We start from the raw sequence: 19,148 nt of genomic DNA, 5'->3' as shown, positions 1-19,148 counted from the left end.
TTTGATTAAACACAAAAAAGGGCAACATCTGTTGCCCTTTTTTATGATCTAAATTTGCGTTTAGCTTGCCGCTTTTTCTTTTATATCAGCAACGTTGTCGCCTGACTTTGCTTTTTTAGGCTTAGCTGGGGCGTCTTTTGCACCTTTAAGTACCGCCATAAATTGGTCTTTTTCTTTTGCCATTTCAAGCGCCAGTGACTCAATTTGTTGCTCGCTTAATGGTACATCAACTTTTTCAAGCATTAGTTCTAATGACTCAGCAATGTCGAGCATTTTGTCATACGCATCAGCTTCTTTCTTAGTAGTAAACGTCATGCGCTCGACTCCGTTTCTTTCTACAACATATTTAACAACAACAGCCATGATTTCTCCTGCATTTAAGCGTGGCATTTGCAGCGTAATATCGCCACCTTGATTACTGTTTTTATATACAGTAATGCTTCGGGGCTTACTTTGCAAGTAACTTGAGAAAAATTTTATTCAGCAAATTTGACAATAATAGGGACATTAGCTTTATTTAAATTGTTACCCAAAGTTAAACACAAGCGATGGAGTGAGTGTTGGGTAATAGCTAACTACCTGTCCAAGATGGACATCATGGAGGAAATTATGAAATTATTATCAAGTATTTTACTTGCCACAAGCATTGCGTTACTACCTGCTACATCGGCATTCGCCGTTAAACCAACCGAAGCAACACAAGTTAAAATGCAAAAGCTCAGTATAAACAAAGCCAGCATAGATCAACTTACTCAATTACCGGGTATTGGAGAGTCAAAAGCTAAAGCGATTGTTGAGCACCGTAAAAAGCAAGGTCTGTTTAAGTCGGTAGAGCAATTAAAAGAAGTAAAAGGAATTGGCGATAAGCTATTTGCTAAACTTGAGGGAAAAATTACATTATAAATAGCGGGCTATACACCTAAACAGGGCGTTATTCGCCCTGTTTAAATTCATCGATAGCTTTGTCTAAATGCGCTAATGCGAACATGTTTTCGATAGGTGTTGTGATGAGTGGGTAACTTAAGCCCGCTAACAACAACCAAGGAATAAGCATCCAGCCTTCAAAGTAGGCCAAGCCTAAAAATAATGGCGCTAAAAAGGCAAGCTTACACACTGATAAAATGATCTTTTTGCTCGGGCTTAAATGAGCCAAAGCAAGGGCTATAATTTGCTGGCGTTGCCTTACTTTAAAGCTTTTTAAAGCAGGGATTTGGCTAGTAAAAAAATAAATCATTATAGCGACTTTTTGCTCACTAATCGGCTAACTAAAACAGCCACAAATACCACTGAAAATGCTGCAAAAATCACTTCCATCCATGCTGGCATACTCATAGAAGCAAACTGCCAATCGATATTTCCGCAATCGCCAGTAGCGGCAAAGAAGCTAGGGATCCATTCATGCAAAGGCATAAAACTTGGGAAGTTAGGTTCAAATGCACAGCTAAATGCAAAAGGGTCAGTATTGTTTTGCATTGCAATGTGTTCTTTGGCAATAAAGTAACCCCAAATTGCAGAGACACCCCAAGTGGCAAATGCGACTAAGCGAACAACCATATTTTGTGGGTTAATTGCACCAATCACACCCGCTGCAAGTAAGCCTAAAACAGCGGTACGTTGATATATACACATGATGCATGGCTCAAGGCCCATGTTGTATTGAAAAAATAACGCAGTGATTTCAAATGCGAGGGAAATAACGGCTAATAATAACCAAGGTGTTCTTTTAGTTGCTAATTCTGCTAACCAATTCATGAAAGTTCCAATTTCAAATTGTTTTCAAGATTATGCTTAGACAGGGCTGTGGGTGCAAGTATCTAAGATGAAATTATACGAAAAAGGAGCCGACTGGCTCCTCTTTATTAATCATATCTAGGCTGGCTGTTACACACTAACAGCTTGCAAAGACTCACTTTGATAGCAGCCTAATACACGGGTGTATTGGGTGTGTTCTTTTAGCTCTTCAAGCGCTTGCTTAACATGTAAGTCATCAAGGTTTGCTTCAAGGTCAACATAAAACACCTCTTCCCATGGGTTTCCTGGTACTGGACGAGATTCCAATTTTACTAGGTTAATTTGATGTTGTTTAAAAATCATCAAGGCATCAGCCAATGAACCCGCTTGTTGTTTGGTCGCCATAATCAAACTGGTTTTTGTTGGAATTTGCTTAGATACTTGCAACGGGTTACGCGCGACGACAATGAAGCGGCTATGGTTTTCGCTTTGGTTTGCTAGGCCTGATTTAACGACTTCTAAACCTACATTTTTACCTGCTTGTGCTGAGCCGATAGCGGCGCTGTTTGTAGTTTCAACCGCTGATTGTAATGCATGGAAGGTTGAGTCACAGGTTTCATGTTGAATATCACCTAAACCCTGAATGAAGCGGCTACATTGAGCAAAAGGCTGTGGGTGAGCAAAGATTTTATTAATGTGAGAAAGCTCAGTACCTGGCGTTGCTAATAAACAGTGCTCAACGCTGTGAGTGACCTCACCGACAATTGATACTTGTGCATGTTGTAATAAATCGAACACTTCATTGATACTACCTGAGCTGGTGTTTTCAATTGGCAGTAAGCCGAAATCAGCTTGGCCACTTTCAACTTTACCAGTGATTTGATCAAAGCTCGAACAGCCCATCTCAATCAGCTTACCTGGGCGACGGCTAAAATATTTATGACAGGCTAATTGGCTATAAGAGCCTTGACCACCTAAATATGCAACACGATGACTTTCGCTCATTGCTTCAGGGTTTAGATTCTTTTGTAGCATTGCTTGTTGATTCAAAACAGAATCTTCAAGAATAGTTTGGAACACATTATTGATGTAGTACGCATCTAGACCTAGCGACTTACCATAATTAATAAGCTTTTCGAGTAATGCTTGTTCGCGGGCTTCATCGCGAATTGGTTTGTTATTGGCAATTTTATATTCAACTACGCTGTGGCTAATACGGCGTCTTTTAGCCAGTAACACCAATAAGTCGGAATCTATTTCATTAATATCGTGTCGTAACGCATTTAATGTATCAATGCTCATGTTGGTTTCCTCATTCCAAAACAGTGCACAAACAAAAAAGCCTCCCAAGTGGGAGGCTTTAGCTATTCGGTGAATTTATCTCGCAAACAGTTAAGCCTCCTCTATCTAAAGAAGCTAAAAAACGAAAAATAAGTGCGAGAGATAATTTGTTTCATTGAACTAATGTAAAAACACTTGTATGTAAAGTCAACCGCCTATCGCAGCTAATTTAGAAAACATCGGTGTTTACTCAGAAAATTCATTTATATTTATAAAAAATTTATAAATATAAAAATGAATCTGGTATATTTGTTTTTGCACAATAAATAATAACAATTATTAATAAGGTAGTCCTGTGGTGTATCGACGACCGCCATCACGTTTTGGTGTGAATTCATTAAGTATGAAATTGTCGCTGCTGATCTCTGCGATTTGTTTGATTGCAGGTATATGTGCTGCGGCTTTAATGCTTAAATCTGAAGAAAAACAGCTTGTGTTTGAAGAGCACGAACTTTTAAAGCACTCTAGTGAACGCTTGAGTCGTCAATTTAACCGCTTGATCAAAACCAAAATCAATATTGCTGAGCAGGCGAATAACGTCGTAAGCAGCCAACTCCTTCACAACGAATCGCATTTACAAAGTAAACGCAGCGCAGAAGTCAAATTTGCCCTCGATGGCAGTATCCGTAGTACCTCAGAAGATGGCTTATCGGCTGCGTTTCTCCCTCAAGATAAATATTCTGAATTTTATAAACAGCTTATAAACGATTCTGAATCGCTATGGAAAATCGTTTCACCGACCTTAATTCAAGATTTCTTTAATTTTTACCTTGTCACCAAAGATAACTTTATTCGAATCGCGCCACCAAACTGGGCACTCAATGTACCTGGTGACTTTGATTTTACTAAAGGCGAAACCTTCAATTACGCTCAGGCTGCAACTAACCCAAGCCGAGAAGCGGTGTGGTCAAAAGTGTATTACGATACTATTTGGCATAAGTGGGTGGTGAGTGTGCTTGTGCCAATCTACCTTGATAACGATTTTTTTGGTGTCACGGGCAGTGATATCGCGCTTGAAACCTTATTGGCACAACTACCTATTGGCGACCGTGAACAACATTTATTGGTGTTTGATGCTAAAGGTCAGCTATTAGCTCACCCTGATTTAGATAAAACCACGCTTGAGCAATATGGTCGTGAAGGTAAAAAATTACTCACCGAAGATTTTGTAAACCCTGATCTGCAAAAACTAGTGTCTGAAACCATTCGTTTAAAGCTACCTGAGTCGGCAAATTCATTCGTACAAGATGGCGAAACTCACATTATCAATATTCGTAAAGTCGAGAATCTAAATTGGTATATTGGAATTTATAAAAAACGTTCGTCGGCACTTTCTGCGCTTGAAGAGTTAAAAGTAAAATTCTTTGGCTTGTTTATCTTGTACGCTATTTTAGTTGCCTTGTTATTGCATCAAGCACTTTATCAACTAGTACTGCGTCGCATTCATTCGTTGGTTAATGCGGTAGTTAGTTTTGGCAAAGGGCAATTACAAACTGAGTTTCCAAAGGCTAATAAAGATGAAATTGGCACGCTAAATGGCTCGTTTAGAGACATGGCTATTGAAATTCGTAAGTTGATCGATGGCTTAAACCAGCGCATTAGTGAAAAAGAAATAGCGGAAAAAGCGGCGAATCGTTTATCTAAAGCTGTGGCTTTCTCTGGTACCGGTGTGGTGATCACCAATCAAGACTTTGAGATCAAATACGTGAATCCGAAAATGGTTGAAATGACCGGTTTTGAGGAGCGTCACTTTATTGGCTCGCCGCTGCTGAATATCATTTCACAAGAAATGGCGATTTTAGTCGATGATATTGATATCGATTTGCGAAGCCGTAATTATTGGCGCGGGGATACCTTATTACAAGGGAATGAGCGCCAATCAGTTTGGGTTTCGTTAAGTATTTCACCAATTCGTGAAGATGGTGGTGAGATCACCAGTTACGTGGCATCAGCTCAAGATATTTCGTTTGTAAAAGAAAGCCAGCGTAAGATGGAGCAATTGGCTTACTTTGATACCTTAACGGGGCTTGCTAACCGTACTTTCTTCAGAATGCAGCTGCGTAAATCAATGGCACTGGCTGAACGTGGTCATTATGCATTTGCCTTATTCTATTTTGACTTAGATGAATTTAAACGTATCAACGATACACTAGGGCATGATGCAGGGGATCAGTTATTAGTTGAAGTGGCTAACCGTTTGAAAAAGCGTTTGCGTACCGAAGATACAATAGCGCGTTTAGGCGGTGATGAATTCGCAGTATTATTAAGCGGTATTGAGCATCAAACACATGCCATGGAAGTGGCGAATACGATTCAGCGCACACTTAATGAGCCAATCAAATTAGGTAACAATGAAGTGATCATCAGTGCCAGTATTGGTATCACAATGGCACCGTTTGATAGCCAAGAGGAAGATCAGTTACTTAAACATGCTGATCTTGCGATGTATGAAGCAAAAGCGAAAGGGCGTAATACTTTCCACTTCTATAGCCAAGAGCTAAATGCTGCAGCAAACGAGCGCTTATTCATTGAAAATGAGCTTCGTACAGGTATTCGCGAAGGGCAGTTTAGGGTTTATTATCAGCCACAAGTTGATTGTAGAAATAACCAAGTGGTTGGTTATGAAGCGCTTATTCGTTGGTTCCACCCAAATGAAGGGATGATCCCACCAACTAAGTTTATTCCTATTGCTGAAGCAACCGGCTTAATAGTTGAGCTAGGTGCGTGGATCTTGCAAGAAGCGTGTGAGTTTGCGGCACGTTTAGCTAGTCAAGATTTAAAGAATAATATTTCAATCAACCTGTCGGCACGTCAATTTAAAGATGCGAACTTGGTGTCGACACTGGATAAGATCATCAAACAAACAGGTGTTGAGCCTAAACGCTTACACCTTGAGCTAACAGAAAGTATGCTGATGGGGCATGTTGAAGCAGCCATCTTACAACTACATCAGCTAAAAGCTTTGGGTGTATCAATTTCAATCGACGACTTTGGTACTGGGTACTCTTCACTGAGTTACCTAAAACGTTTCCCTGTGGATATCTTGAAAGTTGATCGCTCGTTTGTGAAAGATATTCCACAAGACAGTAATGATATGGAAATTACCGCTGCAATCATTGCTATGGCACAAAAGCTGAAGCTTAATGTTGTTGCCGAAGGGGTAGAAACCATCGAGCAGATTGAGTTTTTACAAAACAACAACTGTTATATTGTGCAAGGTTACTACTATAGTAAGCCTATCCCTGAAGATGAGTTGCCTGCACTTTATGAACAGCTCAACTCGTTGAATTCATAAAATACAGAACGCAAAAAAGGGGGTGATTAGCCCCCTGCAATTTTAACTTTAAACTTTAGTCCTTCAAGAATCGCTTTTAGCTTATCTCTGTCATCACCTTGAACTTCGATGATACCGTCTTTTACTGCACCACCTTGGCCCATTTTACTTTTAATGGTTTTGGCTAATTTTTTTAAGTCGTGCTGCTCGCTGTCGATACCAACAACTAACATCACGCCCTTACCTTTGCGTCCTTTGGTTTGACGTTCAATGCGTAAAAAGCCGTCTTTAAAAACTTTACCTTGGCTTGGTTTACTTTCTTTAGGTTGCTCAATGCGACCCGTTGCAGTTGAATAAACTAGATTGTTATCGCTCATGGTAGATCTCGTTATAGAAGCTTGGCTAAATGATAACAAATTTCATCCTAAGTGTTTTAATTTTTGGCTTATTTGTTTTAAGCGGTTATATTTAGTTAAGTATCAGGAAAGATTTGTTTATTAGGAGTTTATTATGAGTTTAACGCGCAGCACTTCTGCTGATGGCGCTATATTAACTGTACAAATCAAAGGAAAATTTGATTTTAATTTGGTGCAATCTTTTCGTCAGGCGTATGCCGATCTCAACGACAATATCGATAAAGTGGTTATAGACCTTAGAGAAACAGATTACATGGACAGCTCAGCGTTAGGCATGTTGCTGAACATGAAAAAAAACCTAACAGGCAAAGTTGAAACAATTCAAATTAGTAACTGCCAACCGCAACTGAAAAAAATCCTGCAAATCTCACGTTTTGATAAAAAGTTCGATATTGATTGATGCTTAATATTCTGGTTGTAGACGATCTTGCCTTAAATCGTCGCTTATTAACCGTGATGTTAGAGCAGCAGGGCTACCGTGTTTATACTGCTGAGAACGGTCTTGTTGCTTTAAATCTGCTCGAAGAACACACCATTGATATTGTGTTACTCGATGTCATTATGCCTGTGATGGACGGCTTTGAAACCGCAGCGATTATCAAAGAGCGCTTTAGCCAAGTTTACTTACCGATTATTTTTATTACCTCATTAGAAGACGAAGCGAGCTTTGAGCGTTGCTTATCGGTTGGTGGTGATGACTTTTTGCATAAGCCGTTTCAAGAAGTGATTCTTAACGCGAAAATTAAAGCGCATAGCCGGATCCGTAATTTAAGCCAAAAGGCAAGAGAGCAAAATCTACAACTTGAATATCATCAAAATCAAGTCGAACGCGAACATGAAATTGTCGAACATATTTTTAATAATGCTCTTGAGAACCAACAATCTTTTCCTAAGCATTTAGATTTTCATTTATCGCCTGCGGCTATGTTTAATGGCGATATGTTTTTGGTCGCACAAAGCCCATTAGGTAGCTTATATTGCATGCTTGGTGATTTTACTGGTCATGGTTTAGCCGCTGCAGTCGGAGCTCTCCCTGCTTCAAGAGTATTTTATACCATGGTGAGTAAGGGCATGTCGGTGAGTGATATTGCCGCAGAAATCAATTCAGTATTAGGTAAGTTATTACCAGGCCACATGTTTTGTGCTGCAACCATCATAGAGCTTAGCAGTACCGGAAAAAGTATCTCGGCATGGCTGGGGGGCTTACCCGATACCTATATCATCAACCAAAGCGGTGAAGTTATTCGTACCCTTGAATCTCAACACATGGCACTGGGTATTTTAGAAGAAGATGAATTCGAACGTGCACTTATTCATATTGAAGTAGAAGACACATGCCGTATTGTCATGGCAACCGATGGTATCATTGAAACGACTAGTCCACATGACGAGTACTTTGGTGAGCATCGCTTTAAAAAAGTGCTAGCCTCAAAACCTGCTATTTCTACTGAGCAAGTACTTGAACGAGTCAATAAATTTGCCCGTGGTAATAAACAACAAGACGACTTGAGCCTCGTATTATTAAATTGCTTACCAATGCGCGAGCCTGAGCAAAAATCAGAGCCGCTATCCGCATTACCTTTTAACTTTTCATTGAGCCTAAATTCAAAGCAAATCAAAAGCACCGATCCGGTGCTGGAAGTCGTTGATGTAATAAGCAAAGTAGCAGGGTTAAATGCACATCGCGCTAATATCTTTTTGATACTCTCAGAGGCCTACAATAATGCCTTAGACCACGGGGTGTTAGGCCTCGACTCAGAGGTCAAAAATCAGGAAGATGGCTTTTTAATTTATTATCAACAACGTGAAGAGGCCCTCGCAAATTTAACCGATGCCTTAATCATTATTGATATTCGTTATTGTCCAGAAGAACTTGCTTTATATTTTACTGTTTGCGACTCAGGAAATGGTTTTAGTAAAGAACAGGCAAGTCAACAAAGCCTTGCAAGAGAGCATGGTAGAGGCTTGTGCTTGCTTGGGGAAGTAGCTTCAAAAGTGACCTTCAATAGTGCAGGCAACCAAGTCGAAATTTATTATCAATTAACAGCAAGCAGTACTAGCTCACACTAAAATCGCATGTTATCATTCTGGCATTATAGATGTTTGGATGGCTAAATGATTTCTAACTACTTATCGACAGCTCAGCTTGAATTACCAGAAAATTTGGTTGCTGAGCAATTATCAAACCTTGAACATTATCTTGCAGAGTCAGCTTTACCAGCAGTGCGTTGGGAGTATCAAATTCCTGAGCTAGGCGAGGGGGGTGCGTGTAGCTTGTTTGGCTACTTACAAGATGAACCATTCAAATTAAATGATTATGTTGCCGATGATGCTACCAATACTGAAAAACTGGCTAAGCTTCAACAAATTATCGATTTTGTTGTTGCCCAAACTCAAGTTGATTGGTTTGGTATTTATCAAGCGACAGAGACTAATGAAGGTTCTCAGTTATTAAAGCTGGTTTATCATGGTGCACCGAGCCGTCCATTATTCCCGCTAACTGAAGCATTTGCTAAAGGTAGTAACAATGTTCAAGTTGCACTTTCTAAGCAAGGGCGTGTGATCAATAACGTAGCCGATTACCTCGCACAAGGTGGTGAGTATTATACTTGCGACCCGAAGGTGAAAGCTGAGACTTGTTTACCATTATTATCAGACAAAAATGAATGCTTAGGTATTATAGATGCAGAAGCATTTAATAATGATTTCTTTGATCAGCAAACCCTTGCATTACTTGTGGCTTGTTGTATTAAAATTCCTCAACTCTTGGTCTAATTTAACTAGTAATCAGGCTGGGTTTTTATGTTAAGCTAGTGGCAACGCTAACCCCTATAAAAAGAGATAGTCAATGTTCTCAGAATTAAAACCATTACCAACAGATCCTATTCTTGGCCTAATGGCGGCCTTTAAACAAGATACAAACCCAAAGAAAATCGATTTGGGTGTAGGTGTTTATAAGGATGAGCAAGGCAATACGCCTGTATTAAAAGCGGTTAAAAAAGCGGAAGCGTTTCGTTTAGAAAACGAAACCAGTAAATCGTACATTGGCTTGGCAGGTAACCTAGATTACTGTCAAAAAATGGAAAACTTATTACTGGGTGAGCATCCAGCACTTTTAGCTAACCGTGTTCGCACTGCACAAGCACCAGGTGGTACAGGTGCATTACGTGTTGCAGCTGAATTCATCAAGCGTTGCAACAAAGATGCGACGGTATGGGTAACTACGCCAACGTGGGCAAACCACATCAGCTTATTTGAAGCGGCGGGCTTAACAGTAAAAGAATACCCTTACTACGATTACGAAAATAAAGACCTTTTATTTGATGACATGATTAATACCCTTAAGCAAGTGCCTAAAGGTGATGTTGTGTTATTCCACGCATGTTGTCACAACCCAAGCGGTATGGATTTAAATGCTGAGCAATGGAGCACAGTTGCAGATCTTGCTGTTGAAGTTGGTTTCACGCCACTGGTTGATATTGCTTACCAAGGTTTTGGTTCAAGCCTTGAAGAAGACGCAGCGGGTCTTCGTAAATTAGCAGCAGCGGTAGATGAGCTAATCATCTGTTCTTCATGTTCGAAAAACTTCGGTCTATACCGCGAGCGTATCGGTGCATGTTCAATCATTGCTAAAGATGCAGCGACTGCTGATATCTCAAACTCTGTATTATTAAGCGTTGTACGTAGCATCTATTCAATGCCGCCTGCCCATGGTGCTGATATTGTTAGCACGATTTTAGGTAGCACTGAGCTGACGCAAATGTGGCATGACGAGCTTGATGAAATGCGTAATCGTATTAATGGTTTACGTACTCTAATTAAAGAAAGCTTAGCAGCGAAAGGCATTGAGCAAGACTTCTCATTTATTGACCGTCAAAATGGTATGTTCTCATTCCTAGGTATTAATAAAGAGCAAATCGAGCGCTTACAAAAAGAGTACTCAATCTACATTGTTGGTTCTAGCCGTGTAAACGTTGCTGGTATCAGTGATGCAAACATTGATTACTTTGCAAATGCAGTAGCAGACGTTTGTAAGTAACCTGCTTTATAGCGATAAAAAAACCGCAGTAGCTGCGGTTTTTTTATGCCTGTAATATGTGTTACTGAGAGTAGGTATTAATGCAGCCAGCGAATAGCGTCATTGATCATACTGTTGTAGCTATCAAGTGGAGCGCCAATACTCGCTATTAAGATAGTATCCGCTCGCTCACCACGGTTGATGTGACCAGCGAAACGCTCATCATTGAAATCATCAGAGCCGGTGCCAAATGGTTGCTCGTCAGAAGGCACAATGAATACCGTCATCGGGCCAAAATCAGACTCAAATACCAAGTGCAGACCTTTTTTGCCTTGAAAATCACAAAACATTAAATAGGTTACTTTACCTGGTAGCTCATCTAAGTGTCCGCCAATGGTGGCAAACTTTTCGTTCACATAGGCAAGGTCTATCGCTTCATGTTTATCTAGCGAGCCTATCTCATGGTATAGGTGCGCAAAGGCATGCTCACCCACGCTGTATAACGTATGTTGTTTGTTAGTTACAAAGAACACACTAATTGCTACTAAAAACGACGCTGCAGCGGCTAAATACAAGCGATTAAAGGCAAAGCGCGATTTAGCCTCAATAATGGTGTCTAGCGGCTGCTCTGAAGGCGCTTCTTCTGCGGCATAGGTATTATCAATAATTCGCTTTGCTAAATTTTCAGGCACGGGGATGTTGAGCGCATTACTTAGTTCATCATCTAAAGCGCGCACATCATCAATAAACGCCTGTTTGTCTGTGTCCTGCTCGGCAAACGCTTCAAGTTCCTTATCAATAGTGCTTGGCTCGGCGAGGATGCGGCGGCGAAACTCGAGTTCATCCATTAATTTGATGCTCCTCTAAGTTGATCATCATCACTGCTTAAAGCCTCTTTAAGCTGATTTCTGGCACGGAAAAGTCGTGTCATGACAGTATTTTTATTTAAATCGAGGATCTGGGCAATTTCATCGCCAGAGCAACCCATTACTACTTGTAATAGCAATGGCTCTCGATACTCTTGTGATAACTTTCCTATTTGTCGTTGAATCACTGTTTGTTCCATTTCAGCATCAAGGGTTGTACTTTGTTCATCTACAAGAGTGTCGTTTTCAACATCGGCGTAATCAAATTGTTTACGTTCAAAGCGGCGTGCGTTCTCACGGCGCAAAATAGTTAACAGCCAAGGTTTGACTGCTTGTTGATCTTGCAGTGAATCCAAGGCACGCCAAGCCCTCAGGAAGGTTTCCTGCACTAAGTCTTCAGCAATGTTCTGATCACGACACAACCAATACGCAAAGCGAAAAAGCTCACTGTGGTAGACATGAACCAGCGCTTCATATCGCTTTTGTTTTTCTGTCATAGTAACTAAGACCTGCCTATCAGAAAAAAACTTTCTGAGATTATTATTTTTTTCTTAAAAAAACGGCTAATTCAAGATTAGCCGTTTATATTCAACCTATTAGGTTAATAGTTAATCGTAAAGGTTTTTTAATTCAGTAGCATTACTTGTCGATTTCGTTTGCTTTGCCGCTTGGCTTAGCAAACTGACGATTAAACTTAAATCAACCTGTTCATCTGCTGAACTATAAAGTTTAGTGCGTAATTTAGCAATTTCATCATTAAGTTGTGTATTTTTCAGTGATGCTAGTAAACACTCGATTGCTGCAGCATTTTTACCTGTCTGCTGTTTTGCATAAAGGTTCAATGCGTTATAAAACCCTGAGCCATTGTTTTGCTTTGCAAACTGCTTAAGCTCATTTAACGATACTGATGAACCACTGGTAGGTAATGGCTCCGCTATCGACTGTTGAGGGCGCTTTTTAATGTAAAGCACTAAGGTGATTAACCAAAGTCCATAGCCGACAATTGCCACGATAATAAGCCACACAGGGGTCGTAACTTGCGTAACGGTTTGTACATTAGTTGGCGTATCACTGGGCTCATTAGAGCTTGCGGTTTGCGGCTCTGCGATAGCAGGGGCTGTTGGTGTGAGTGGATTTGTACTTGGTACTACCGTTAGTGTGCGTGCAGGTATGGTCGCATAGCTAATACGATTGATTTTCGTATTAAACCAAGGCAGCTTTATTTCAGGCAATGTGTAAGTGCCCGGTGTTTGCGGTAATAAAGCATAAGAAGCAGTTTGCTGTGAAATAACGCGGCCATCACGTACCAGGTGGTTACTCTCTTTTTCATCAGGGTAACTTCTAAAACCTTGCACCTGCGGCATATCGATATCAGGAAGTTGCTCTTTAGTAACCCCTAATGCAGTTAAGGTGATAGTTCGAGTGATTGGCGTGCCAACTTCAACGGTGTCGTCTTTTGGTTGCCATTGCTCATCAAGGTTAACCAGTTCACTTGGTAGCCATGCACCTGTGTAGTTATCTGGAATTGGCTTGATTTCAACATCAACATCTTCGCCCATTGCTGACACAGCCATTTGGCGATAGTTTTGACGAATACGGCCATTGAACACAGGTGCCGTAATAGTATTTACGCCACTTTTTTGTGGCTGCACTAAGTACTCACGGGTGATCACTAAATAGCGTTTGCCATCAATTAACTCATAGTCTTCAGATTGCTTGTTAATTGGGGTTAGCTCAGCGTTTTCCATTTCTGGCGTAGTTAAGTTGCCATCAAGCAATTCTTTGTTGTTGTCTAAATACAATTTAACCGTATAAACACCGGCTTCTTGCACGTATAAGCTACTTGGCTTGATGCTTGTTTTAATAAAGGCTTCTTTATTTTGCTCTGAGGTTTGGCTGCGTTTAGCCACTGTTAGCTCAATCGGTTTTGAACTGACACCAGCTACAGTAAATGCAGGGATGGTATAAGTGCCTTCTTTGCGGGTCATCAGCTTTACAGACCAGTTAGTCTGCTTACTTATTTCACCATTAATAATATTGGTGCGCGAGCTGACACTGGTTGGCCCAACAACAAAGTCTTTTAATAGCACCGAAGTGTCTGGTTGTTCGCTGTTAATAGAGTCGTCTGCTGAGATGGTTAAAACAAAGAACTCACCGGCAAGGACAGGGTTTTTATCAACACTTGCCTGTAACTGGGTGGCAGCCCAAAGCGGCGCAGCCGCGATTAGCAATAAACAACATAATAATCGCATTACCATGATTTTTCGGCTCCTCGTGGACGACGTTGGTAGTTTCGTTTTTGTGCTTCTAATTGCATTTTATTTCTTAATAAGATCGCTGGATCATCGGGAACTTTACGCAGCAACTGGTTAAGTTGCTGGGCTTTTTCTTTCTCTTCATTAGTCAGTTCAGCAGCTTGCGCCTGCATAGCCTGTTGCTCTGCTTGCTGTTTAGCTTGTTCGTCGCTTTGCGATGGCTGTGGCTGGGCCTGTTGTTGCTCAGGAGCTTGCTCTGGCTGTTGTTCTCCAGATTGTGACGACGTGTCTGCTTGTGATTCCATTTCAGGTTTGTTTTGCTGGTTACTATTAGACTCGCTTTGCTCACCTTTTTGATCTGATTGCTCACCTTGCTCTGAAGGTTGTTGGCCATCTTGCTGCTCACTCTGCTCAGAGTTTTCGCCTTGCTGTGAATTTTCACCCTGTTGCTTTTGCTGGTTATCTTGCTGGCCATCAGAGTTTTGTTGATCATTGTTTTGCTGTTGATCTTGTTGCTGCTGTTGTTGCTCTTGCTGCTGCAATAACTGTTCTACGAGGGCTTGGTTTTCTTTTGCCTCAGTGAAGTCATTTTTAAGCTGTTGGGCTTGCTTATACGCTTCTATGGCTTGTTCTAGCTCACCGGCCTTAGCAAGGGCATTACCGTAGTTGTACAAACCCGTTGCAGATTTATCTTCACTAAACGCATCCATGGCCGCTTGGTAATTACCTTGCTGATAAAGAGCTGCGCCTTTTAATTGCGTGTTTTGTGCTTGGGCGGCTTGTTCAAATTGATTCTGCTGATAGGCATCAAGAGCCCGTTGGTCTTGGTTCTTAAACACCTCAGGTAATTCAGCGGCGTATACCTGTTGCTGAGGTAATAGCATAACAAACAAAAAGCCAACTACTAGGCTACTACGGCGAATTAAAAAGAGCGCTAGCGGCAATAAAATAATCAGGCCGTAAATACCTGCATCAACTCGCCATAACGCTTGGCTTTGTTTCTCATCTTTGAGTACTTCAGCATTGGCAGTGGGGGCAAATGTTTGAATATCTTGATTACTGGTTTGATACAGTGCAAATTTGCCACCGCTGTTGCGCGCAAGCGAACTTAAGCGGCTGACATTAAGCGTTGGAATCACAATCTGCCCTTGTATGTCTTTTAAAAAGCCTCCTTCAGGTAGCTTAATCGGCGCACCTTGCTCTGTGCCAACGCCGTAGACATTTAAACGATAATTAGACTGAGCGGTAAAGCGGCTAATATCTTCTTGATCTAGGCTATCAACTCCATCGGTGACTAAAATAATATCACCATCTAAATAGCCAGCTTGTTTAAGTAAATCGTCGGCTTTTTCTAGGCCTTCAATAACATTTGAACCTTTGCTCGGCATGATATCAGGGCTTAGGCTTGGGATAAGGTTAGCCAAAGTGCTAGCGTCATTGGTTAGCGGCGAAATAGTAAATGCAGAGCCTGCATAAGCCACTAGTGCCGTATCACCTTCTTTGAAAAGCTCAATCATATCAAGTGCTTTAAATCGAGCCTGCACTAATCGGCTTGGTGCGATGTCGGTACTGAACATGGAGTACGACATATCCATCACAATGACCCGCGCATTCTTTGCTTGAAACACCGGAACTTGTTTCTTTTCAAAGCTTGGGCCTGCTGCAAAAACGATGGCTAACAGAGTAAATACAGCAACTAGCCAAAGCGGTTGGCTTTGTTTTTTATGATTGTCGCTCATTACAAACTGCGCCAAATGGGGCGCAATTAAATCAGCAGGGGCGCTTTTTTTGTTGCGTACCAACAGCACACTAAAAATAATCAGCGCGGGAATTAATAACCAAAGTAGGGCAGGGCGAATAAATTCAAAATCCATACTAGCTCTCCTGCTTAAATTGGCGAATAAAACTGACGAGCATTGTTAAGCTTATTAAGCCCAGCGCCACAAGCAGTGGAATATAAAACAATGAAATTTGTGGGCGGAACGTTTGTTCATCGCTACTAATTGGCTCAAGCTTATCGAGCTCTTGATAAATTTGCTGTAAACCAGCCACATCTTTTGCTCTAAAGTATAAGCCGCCGGTTTGCTCGGCAATACGCTTGAGAAGGCTTTCATCTAAGTTACCGCCACTCATCCCACCCACATTAAATATGCTGAAACCACGAGGGTTATCAGAGCCAACACCTATGGTATATACCTTAATGCCTTCTTCGCGGGCTAACAGTAGGGCATCTTCTGGATCAAGGTTACCGGCGGTGTTTTGACCATCGGTTAATAGTACAACGATACGGTTACTTTCATCTTTATTAGCAAAACGCTTTACAGATAAACCTAATGCATCACCAATGGCTGTTGCTCTACCTACTAGGCCGATTTGCGCTTCGCTGAGCATTTGGCTTACGGTTTTAACATCACGAGTAAGAGGCGTTTGTAAAAATGCGGTATCACCAAATAAGATAAGACCAAGGCGGTCACCTTGACGCTGTTCAATAAAGTCACTTAGTACAGCTTTTACCATGGTAAGCCTATCAACATATTGATTCTGGTAGGCCATATCTTGCTCTGTCATCGAGCCAGATAAATCCACCGCCAGCATAATATCGCGGCCTTCATTAGGCAGCGTGATAGGTTCATCAAGCCAAGTTGGGTTTGCAATAGCGACAACCAATAGAACCCATACTAGCCACTCGAGCAATGAGACTTTTCGGCTATGTTGCTGCACTGCTTGATTATTTAAGCCCAGCTTAGCAAAGCCAGGAATACGTAAACGTAACTGCCCTTGCTGCTTTAACGGCATAAAGCGGCTTAATAACCAAGGCAGAGGTAAAAGCACAAAACACCATGGCCAACTAAACTCAAACATTAATTGGCTCCTTGAGTTTAAAGTTGCTAATAGCATTGCGTAATTTAGCTGCAAGTTCAGCATTATTACTTTGTTGTTGATAAAGCGGCATCAACTCGTCGTAACTAAAGTTATCGCCACTCAGTTTCGATAAACTTTCAGACCATTTTGCTAAAGGCTGAGAAGCAAGCTGGCTGCTGTAATAATGGCGAGTTAAGCGTTTTAAAATAATGTGTAGCTCTTGCGCGTCATCATCACTAAGGGTTTTACTTAACTTAATCGCTTGTTTTTTGGCTTTTTTAAATTGCTGGTTTTTATATAAAAGCACTAAGCCGATAATTAATAACGAACCAACTAAGGCAATGATCAGCCACCAAATTGGAGCAAGTGGCCACCATGCAACCTCGGTCGGTGCAATGACATCATGTAAGCCATCTAGCGGATTTTTTTGCATTGTTACTTTCTCACTAATTGCAGCTCAAGAGGAGTGGCTGCACTGAATGAAATTAAACTAAGCCCAGATTTTTGTAAGCGTTTTAATCTGTTAGAAAACGACTCTTCGGCTGACTTGGCAAAGCGCTCGCGAAATTGCTTATCCATTAGTGGTAAAGCAAGCTCTTGGCCATTTGCCGACACAGTCACCGTTTGTTTGAAAGCTGGTAATTGATGCTCGAACGGATCACTAATATGGCAGCCAATCAATTCACAGTGCCTGCTCAGCATTTCAAGTTGTTTGAAGCTGGCTTCATCAAGGGCACTAAAATCAGAAACGATATAAACCAAGCTTCCTGGTTTTGCTAAATGATTAAGACGTTTAAGGTTTTCGCTAAATAAGCTGGTGGCTGTTTTATCGATATTAGTCAGGGCTTGGCTGTGAATATCACATAAGTTGTGACAAAGCTTTAACACTGCTTTTTCTCGAGAGGTCGGTTTTAATTCGTGATGACCTTGCTGATTAAACACCAAACCACCAATACGATCACCTCGTTGACACGCCGACCAAGCAACCAATGCGCTAATGTGCGCTGCTTGCACTGACTTTAACAGTAACTTTGAGCCAAACAGCATCGAGTTAGAAAAGTCGGTAAAGACGAAAACAGGGCGTTCTTTTTCTTCTTGAAACAACTTAGTGTGGGTTTCGCCAGTCCGTGCAGTAACACGCCAATCGATAGAGCGTATGTCATCACCGGCTTGATAATGACGCACCTCGGCAAACTCCATACCACGCCCTTTGTGAGGTGCAAGGTATTGTCCAGATAAGCTGTTTTTGATTTTTACTTTGGGCGCAAGTTCTAGCAAGCGAGCTTTGGCTTTGTAATACATCAATTCTTTGATTGATAAATTGACGCCTTGACTATGACTCGCTGCTAACCACGCCGCTGTATCAAATTGGCTCGACATAGCTTATGGCACTGCCACCAATTCTAAAATACGGCTGATCACATCGTCTTTACTAATGCCATCGGCCTGTGCTTCGTAACTTAAGATAATACGGTGGCGCAATACATTATGCAGCACTGCTTGAATATCATCTGGGGCAACAAAGTCACGACCTTCAAGCCAAGCATGCGCGCGGGCACACTTATCAAGGGCAATGGTTGCACGCGGGCTTGCGCCATATTCAATCCAGCGGCCAAGTTGCTCATCAAGCTCAGCTGCTTCACGAGTGGCAACAATTAACTGTACTAGGTATTTCTCAAGCGGCTCAGCTAAATACAAACCTAATATCGCTTTACGGGCAGCAAATAGCTCACTTTGACTAATTTGTTGTGTCGTTGCCTGCATATCAGAAATAGCCTCGCCACGGGTTAGGCGTAGGATATCTAATTCGTGTTCAGCACCCGGGTAATCAATGCTCAAATGCAATAAGAAGCGGTCAAGCTGAGCTTCTGGTAGTGGGTAAGTGCCTTCTTGTTCTAGCGGGTTTTGGGTTGCCATAACCATAAATAGATCAGACAGTGGATAGGTGTTTTTACCAACCGTTACTTGGCGTTCAGCCATGGCTTCTAGTAGGGCTGATTGCACTTTAGCAGGAGCACGGTTTATTTCATCTGCCAAAATTAGGTTATGAAATAATGGGCCCTTTTCAAATACGAACTCACTGGTTTGCTGGCGATAAATATCGGTACCAGTTACATCTGCAGGTAATAAGTCTGGGGTAAATTGCACACGTTGGAAACTGCCTTCAACGCCTTTCGCTAAGGCATTGACTGCACGCGTTTTCGCAAGACCCGGAGGGCCTTCAACTAATAAGTGGCCATCTGCCAAAATTGCGATTAACAGTGCTTGAGTTAATTGTGGTTGGCCGATAATTTGCGTGTCTAGGTATGATTTTAATTGTGAAAATGCGTTAACTGCCATAATAAAAAGACTGTCCTAAAAGCGTGAGTCAAAAATTGTTTTTGT

Annotated in this window: 18 protein-coding genes and 1 pseudogene; 6 read left to right on the top strand and 13 right to left on the bottom strand. The window is 41.4% G+C overall.

The genetic code is table 11. From position 1 onward, the window contains the following. Positions 1 to 60 precede the first annotated feature (60 nt). The gene (locus MTF66_RS18495; RefSeq protein WP_058586530.1) at positions 61 to 363 is read right to left on the bottom strand and encodes a YebG family protein; all 303 of its coding nucleotides are present in this window, start codon (positions 361 to 363) and stop codon (positions 61 to 63) included. Positions 364 to 609: 246 nt separating this feature from the next. On the opposite strand from MTF66_RS18495, the gene MTF66_RS18490 reads away from it, so the two are divergent. Next, positions 610 to 903, top strand: coding sequence for a helix-hairpin-helix domain-containing protein (locus tag MTF66_RS18490; protein WP_248527820.1), 294 nt, complete (start codon positions 610 to 612; stop codon positions 901 to 903). A gap of 28 nt (positions 904 to 931) precedes the next feature. Here MTF66_RS18490 and MTF66_RS18485 read toward each other — a convergent pair whose 3' ends face one another. From MTF66_RS18485 to MTF66_RS18475, 3 genes are all read right to left on the bottom strand, one after another. Further along, positions 932 to 1,234, bottom strand: coding sequence for a DUF6170 family protein (locus MTF66_RS18485; RefSeq protein WP_055197970.1), 303 nt, complete (start codon positions 1,232 to 1,234; stop codon positions 932 to 934). Further along, positions 1,234 to 1,752 (bottom strand): disulfide bond formation protein DsbB, encoded by a 519-nt coding sequence (gene dsbB / locus MTF66_RS18480; protein ID WP_054562151.1) that lies wholly within the window; start codon positions 1,750 to 1,752, stop codon positions 1,234 to 1,236. The genes MTF66_RS18485 and dsbB overlap by 1 nt, the downstream gene beginning before the upstream one ends. Before the next feature lie 129 nt (positions 1,753 to 1,881). Further along, positions 1,882 to 3,033 carry a chorismate mutase gene (locus tag MTF66_RS18475; RefSeq protein WP_248527817.1) on the bottom strand — a complete coding sequence of 384 codons (1,152 nt, stop codon included), beginning with the start codon at positions 3,031 to 3,033 and terminating at the stop codon, positions 1,882 to 1,884. A 334-nt stretch (positions 3,034 to 3,367) separates the two neighbouring features. On the opposite strand from MTF66_RS18475, the gene MTF66_RS18470 reads away from it, so the two are divergent. Then, entirely contained in the window at positions 3,368 to 6,367 is a 3,000-nt protein-coding gene (locus MTF66_RS18470) for an EAL domain-containing protein (protein WP_248527815.1), read from the top strand. Positions 6,368 to 6,393: 26 nt separating this feature from the next. On the opposite strand, the gene MTF66_RS18465 is transcribed toward MTF66_RS18470, so the two are convergent. Then, a complete protein-coding gene (locus MTF66_RS18465) occupies positions 6,394 to 6,723 on the bottom strand; it encodes a translation initiation factor (protein WP_058586369.1) in 330 nt (109 codons plus the stop codon). Positions 6,724 to 6,856: 133 nt separating this feature from the next. Between MTF66_RS18465 and MTF66_RS18460 the strand changes: the two genes are divergently transcribed. The 4 genes from MTF66_RS18460 (at position 6,857) to MTF66_RS18445 (ending at position 10,801) form a co-directional block, all read left to right on the top strand. Next, positions 6,857 to 7,162 (top strand): STAS domain-containing protein, encoded by a 306-nt coding sequence (locus MTF66_RS18460; RefSeq protein ID WP_054562148.1) that lies wholly within the window; start codon positions 6,857 to 6,859, stop codon positions 7,160 to 7,162. Then, positions 7,162 to 8,832, top strand: a complete 1,671-nt coding sequence (locus MTF66_RS18455; RefSeq protein ID WP_248527812.1) for a fused response regulator/phosphatase — start codon at positions 7,162 to 7,164, stop codon at positions 8,830 to 8,832. The genes MTF66_RS18460 and MTF66_RS18455 overlap by 1 nt, the downstream gene beginning before the upstream one ends. Before the next feature lie 45 nt (positions 8,833 to 8,877). Then, complete coding sequence (locus MTF66_RS18450; protein WP_058586367.1) at positions 8,878 to 9,537, top strand: GAF domain-containing protein; 660 nt, start codon at positions 8,878 to 8,880, stop codon at positions 9,535 to 9,537. A gap of 73 nt (positions 9,538 to 9,610) precedes the next feature. Continuing rightward, positions 9,611 to 10,801, top strand: a complete 1,191-nt coding sequence (locus MTF66_RS18445) for an amino acid aminotransferase (protein WP_054553227.1) — start codon at positions 9,611 to 9,613, stop codon at positions 10,799 to 10,801. 77 nt (positions 10,802 to 10,878) lie between these two features. Here the strand turns inward: MTF66_RS18445 and MTF66_RS18440 are convergent, their stop codons facing one another. The 8 genes and pseudogenes from MTF66_RS18440 to MTF66_RS18405 form a co-directional block, all read right to left on the bottom strand. Continuing rightward, positions 10,879 to 11,628: a DUF3379 family protein gene (locus tag MTF66_RS18440; protein ID WP_055197974.1), complete on the bottom strand. Its 750-nt coding sequence runs from the start codon at positions 11,626 to 11,628 to the stop codon at positions 10,879 to 10,881. Further along, positions 11,628 to 12,176: pseudogene (locus MTF66_RS18435) on the bottom strand (sigma-70 family RNA polymerase sigma factor); the annotation flags it as partial. The pseudogene MTF66_RS18435 and the gene MTF66_RS18440, both read right to left, overlap by 1 nt. A 78-nt stretch (positions 12,177 to 12,254) precedes the next feature. Then, positions 12,255 to 13,904, bottom strand: coding sequence for a BatD family protein (locus MTF66_RS18430; RefSeq protein WP_248527810.1), 1,650 nt, complete (start codon positions 13,902 to 13,904; stop codon positions 12,255 to 12,257). After that, positions 13,898 to 15,775: a VWA domain-containing protein gene (locus MTF66_RS18425; protein WP_248527808.1), complete on the bottom strand. Its 1,878-nt coding sequence runs from the start codon at positions 15,773 to 15,775 to the stop codon at positions 13,898 to 13,900. Before MTF66_RS18425 ends, MTF66_RS18430 begins: the two co-directional genes overlap by 7 nt. A gap of 1 nt (position 15,776) precedes the next feature. After that, positions 15,777 to 16,763 (bottom strand): VWA domain-containing protein, encoded by a 987-nt coding sequence (locus tag MTF66_RS18420; protein ID WP_248527806.1) that lies wholly within the window; start codon positions 16,761 to 16,763, stop codon positions 15,777 to 15,779. Further along, positions 16,756 to 17,196, bottom strand: coding sequence for a DUF4381 domain-containing protein (locus tag MTF66_RS18415; protein WP_235377537.1), 441 nt, complete (start codon positions 17,194 to 17,196; stop codon positions 16,756 to 16,758). Before MTF66_RS18415 ends, MTF66_RS18420 begins: the two co-directional genes overlap by 8 nt. A gap of 2 nt (positions 17,197 to 17,198) precedes the next feature. After that, the gene (locus MTF66_RS18410) at positions 17,199 to 18,143 is read right to left on the bottom strand and encodes a DUF58 domain-containing protein (RefSeq protein WP_248527804.1); all 945 of its coding nucleotides are present in this window, start codon (positions 18,141 to 18,143) and stop codon (positions 17,199 to 17,201) included. Between the two features lie 3 nt (positions 18,144 to 18,146). Further along, positions 18,147 to 19,103 (bottom strand): MoxR family ATPase, encoded by a 957-nt coding sequence (locus MTF66_RS18405; RefSeq protein WP_055020720.1) that lies wholly within the window; start codon positions 19,101 to 19,103, stop codon positions 18,147 to 18,149. Between the last annotated feature and the right edge of the window lie 45 nt (positions 19,104 to 19,148).

Source organism: Pseudoalteromonas sp. 2CM39R, from assembly GCF_023161845.1.
The sequence above is the reverse complement of the archived record's forward strand: the minus strand, read 5'-3'. Positions and strand labels throughout refer to the sequence as shown.

What these genes read in the sequence shown, in the direction of transcription:
- MTF66_RS18495 (WP_058586530.1), bottom strand. Translation starts at nt 363, where the DNA reads ATGGCTGTTGTTGTTAAATATGTTGTAGAAAGAAACGGAGTCGAGCGC.
- MTF66_RS18490 (WP_248527820.1), top strand. Translation starts at nt 610, where the DNA reads ATGAAATTATTATCAAGTATTTTACTTGCCACAAGCATTGCGTTACTA.
- MTF66_RS18485 (WP_055197970.1), bottom strand. Translation starts at nt 1,234, where the DNA reads ATGATTTATTTTTTTACTAGCCAAATCCCTGCTTTAAAAAGCTTTAAA.
- dsbB (WP_054562151.1), bottom strand. Translation starts at nt 1,752, where the DNA reads ATGAATTGGTTAGCAGAATTAGCAACTAAAAGAACACCTTGGTTATTA.
- MTF66_RS18475 (WP_248527817.1), bottom strand. Translation starts at nt 3,033, where the DNA reads ATGAGCATTGATACATTAAATGCGTTACGACACGATATTAATGAAATA.
- MTF66_RS18465 (WP_058586369.1), bottom strand. Translation starts at nt 6,723, where the DNA reads ATGAGCGATAACAATCTAGTTTATTCAACTGCAACGGGTCGCATTGAG.
- MTF66_RS18460 (WP_054562148.1), top strand. Translation starts at nt 6,857, where the DNA reads ATGAGTTTAACGCGCAGCACTTCTGCTGATGGCGCTATATTAACTGTA.
- MTF66_RS18455 (WP_248527812.1), top strand. Translation starts at nt 7,162, where the DNA reads ATGCTTAATATTCTGGTTGTAGACGATCTTGCCTTAAATCGTCGCTTA.
- MTF66_RS18450 (WP_058586367.1), top strand. Translation starts at nt 8,878, where the DNA reads ATGATTTCTAACTACTTATCGACAGCTCAGCTTGAATTACCAGAAAAT.
- MTF66_RS18445 (WP_054553227.1), top strand. Translation starts at nt 9,611, where the DNA reads ATGTTCTCAGAATTAAAACCATTACCAACAGATCCTATTCTTGGCCTA.
- MTF66_RS18440 (WP_055197974.1), bottom strand. Translation starts at nt 11,628, where the DNA reads ATGGATGAACTCGAGTTTCGCCGCCGCATCCTCGCCGAGCCAAGCACT.
- MTF66_RS18430 (WP_248527810.1), bottom strand. Translation starts at nt 13,904, where the DNA reads ATGGTAATGCGATTATTATGTTGTTTATTGCTAATCGCGGCTGCGCCG.
- MTF66_RS18425 (WP_248527808.1), bottom strand. Translation starts at nt 15,775, where the DNA reads ATGGATTTTGAATTTATTCGCCCTGCCCTACTTTGGTTATTAATTCCC.
- MTF66_RS18420 (WP_248527806.1), bottom strand. Translation starts at nt 16,763, where the DNA reads ATGTTTGAGTTTAGTTGGCCATGGTGTTTTGTGCTTTTACCTCTGCCT.
- MTF66_RS18415 (WP_235377537.1), bottom strand. Translation starts at nt 17,196, where the DNA reads ATGCAAAAAAATCCGCTAGATGGCTTACATGATGTCATTGCACCGACC.
- MTF66_RS18410 (WP_248527804.1), bottom strand. Translation starts at nt 18,143, where the DNA reads ATGTCGAGCCAATTTGATACAGCGGCGTGGTTAGCAGCGAGTCATAGT.
- MTF66_RS18405 (WP_055020720.1), bottom strand. Translation starts at nt 19,103, where the DNA reads ATGGCAGTTAACGCATTTTCACAATTAAAATCATACCTAGACACGCAA.